This is a genomic window from Herbaspirillum lusitanum P6-12, assembly GCF_000256565.1.
GTDB classification, from domain to species: Bacteria; Pseudomonadota; Gammaproteobacteria; order Burkholderiales; family Burkholderiaceae_D; genus Herbaspirillum; species Herbaspirillum lusitanum.
On the sequence record NZ_AJHH01000437.1, the window covers coordinates 1 to 2701 of the forward strand.

Sequence of the window (2701 nt, forward strand, 5' to 3'; positions counted from 1 at the left end):
TGCTGGTGCGCACCGCGGGACGCGCCGATTTTGCCGGGCTGCAGGCGCTGATGAAGATGCTGCAGGTCGAGATCGAAGTCGACCCTGCCCGCCCCGGCGCGCATGCGGTGGTCACGCAATTGTCGTCGGCGCTGTTTGCGCTGCTGATGCGCGCATGGCTGGAACAACAGGAAACTGCGGCAACACCCGGACTGTTCACGCTGCTGGCCTCGCCGCGCCTGCAACGCGCGCTGCACTGCATGCTGGCCGAACCGGGCCGGGCCTGGTCGCTGGACCAGTTGGCCGAGGCCTGCCATCTGTCACGCACCACCTTTGCCCGGCTGTTCCGGGCGGCGGCCGGGGCCACACCCGGCGAGATCCTCACGCGCACCCGCATGGCGCAGGCGGCGCAATTGCTGGCCGGCCGCCAGCAGACCGTCGCCGCCGTCGCCGAAGCGGTCGGCTACCAATCCGAAGCCTCGTTCAACCGCATCTTCAAGCGCCATTTCGGCATCGGCCCCGGCCAGCATCGGCGGCAGGCGCGTCCGGATTGAATCCGGATGGCAATCTCCGAGCAACTCGATACTTATTTAACTGAAAGAAGCCTTACGCGGATGTCGACAGTTCGCTGCTGCTGCAGATGCGATCACGGCCCTGCGCCTTGGCCAGGTACAGCGCCTTGTCGGCCGCGCGCATGAGCTTGTCGGCGGCGTCGATGTCGCGGATCGGCACGAACGCGCTGACGCCGGCGCTGATGGTGACGATGCCTGCGTCATTGCCTTCATGCAGCAGACCGAGCTGGCGCACCGCCAGGCGGATGCGTTCGGCCACCGCCATCGCGCCGGCCTCGTCGGCGCCGGGCAGCAGGATGCCTACTTCCTCACCGCCGTAACGCGCCATCAGGTCGCCCGGACGCGTCTGCTGCGCCTTGATCACACGCCCGACCTTGCGCAAGCACTGATCGCCGGCGAGGTGGCCGTAGATGTCGTTGTATTGCTTGAAGTGGTCGACGTCGATCATCACGAGCGCCAGCGACACGCCGTTGCGCATGGCGCGGCTGAATTCTTCTTGCAGGCTCAGATCGAACTGGCGGCGGTTGGCCAGCCCCGTGAGATCGTCTTCCAGCGCCAGCCGTTCGAGCGCCTTGTTCATGCTTTCCAGGTTGACGCGTGCCTGGTCGAGATCCATCTCGGCGTCCTTGCGTTCGCGCATGAGCGAGTTGAAGGCGCTGCCGAGGTCGCCGATCTCATCGTCGCGATACGACAGCGGCACTTCGTCATAGGTCTTTGAGGTGCGGATTTTCTGGATGTGGCCGTGCAGCCGGAGCAAGGGATCGATCAGGCGCGACATGATCAGCCAGGCCAGCCAGCCGGCCAGCGCCGCCAGCGACAACGACACCAGCAACGCCTTGTTCTGCATGTCGCGGACCGGCACGAAAGCCTCCTCCCGCAGGTAGATCGAGCCGATGATCCAGTCCACCGTTTTCATGCGCTTGAACGAGAACAGCGCGGGCTGGTTGCTGCGGCTGAGGCCTTCCATGCTGCCTTCGAAACCGGCCAGCGCCTGTTCGGTGCCGCCGCTCTTGCCGCCGACGTGGTCGACATGCTGCAGGATGCGCGCCTTGTCGACGTGGTCGACGATGATGCCCTTGGAGGTAATGATGTAGATGAAGCCGGTCCTGCCAATCCTGGTGTTGGTGAATTGGCCGAGGAAGTTGGCTTGTTGCAGGTCGATGCTGGCGACGAACACCATCGCGATGTTGCCGCTGTCGTCGAATACCGGCTCGGTCATCAGCACGATGGCGCGCTTGGATATCTGGCTGCGCAGCGGCTCGGAAATCACACCGTGCTTCAGCTCCAGCGTGCGTCGCATGTATTCGCGGTCGGCCACGTTGAAGCGGCCGATGGCGCTGGTGTCATTGAAGTTGGCGACCAGCTGGCCGTTGGAGTCGAACACCGAGAGGTTGAAGAACATCTCGGTCAAACTGGTGTGGCTGGCGAGATAGACCTGTAGCTGATGTGCGTCATGCCGCCCTTCCGGCGGCAAGCCCTGCGACAACGACCGCAGGGCGACACGACGCGTATTGAAACTTTCATCGAGGGCGGTGGCGATCATCTTGATCGTGGTGTACTGCTGCGCGCCGATCAGGGTCTTGATGTCGCGCTGCATGATGGTCAGCGAGACCGCCACGATCACGGCGGTCGTCACCAGGACGGCGGCAACCACGACCATGATGACCTTGGCTTTGAGCGTCCATTTGACTCGCAACAGATTGTTCAAAATATTTTTTCTTCTCGGAAATGCAGATGGATTCTGTCCAGAAACCGGCTCAATGTTACCCGAGTTTGCAGGCCTCTATCCCCGGAAGACCTTGCAAAAAATTCATGACTTTGCGAGTTTCCAGGAAGAAACAAGCCATCTCAGATCACCTGCAACGCTTGCAGCAAAGGCAGCCGCTCGACGAAGAAACGCTGCGCCTGCAGGCTCAGTTCGTCGATGTTCGCTTGTTCGTCCTCCAGGCGGATGCCGTCGCGCACGATCCTCTTGCCGCCGGCCGAGATGTGCCGCCAGACGAAACCGACGATGGCGTCCGGCGTCTCTTGCCCTTCCAGCACCGCCAGCATGAACAGTTGCTGGATGCGATCGGCCGGCACGCCGCCGCCGGTGACCGGACTGCACAGGTGTTCGATGTCGCCGTCGGCGTTGCCGTGCACGGCCTTAT

At 62.9% G+C, this 2701-nt stretch carries 2 protein-coding genes and 1 pseudogene; 1 reads left to right on the forward strand and 2 read right to left on the reverse strand.

The window, feature by feature from the left end; genetic code table 11:
• Positions 1-533 (forward strand): helix-turn-helix transcriptional regulator (locus HLUSI_RS0114025; protein WP_016834564.1); only part of this gene is annotated, 533 nt, incomplete at its 5' end.
• Positions 534-585: 52 nt separating this feature from the next.
• Here the strand turns inward: HLUSI_RS0114025 and HLUSI_RS0114030 are convergent.
• Both HLUSI_RS0114030 and HLUSI_RS0114035 read right to left on the reverse strand, forming a co-directional pair.
• The gene (locus HLUSI_RS0114030; RefSeq protein WP_238534003.1) at positions 586-2247 is read right to left on the reverse strand and encodes a sensor domain-containing diguanylate cyclase; all 1662 of its coding nucleotides are present in this window, start codon (positions 2245-2247) and stop codon (positions 586-588) included.
• 152 nt (positions 2248-2399) lie between these two features.
• Positions 2400-2701 (reverse strand): annotated as a pseudogene (locus HLUSI_RS0114035) (methyltransferase); the annotation flags it as partial.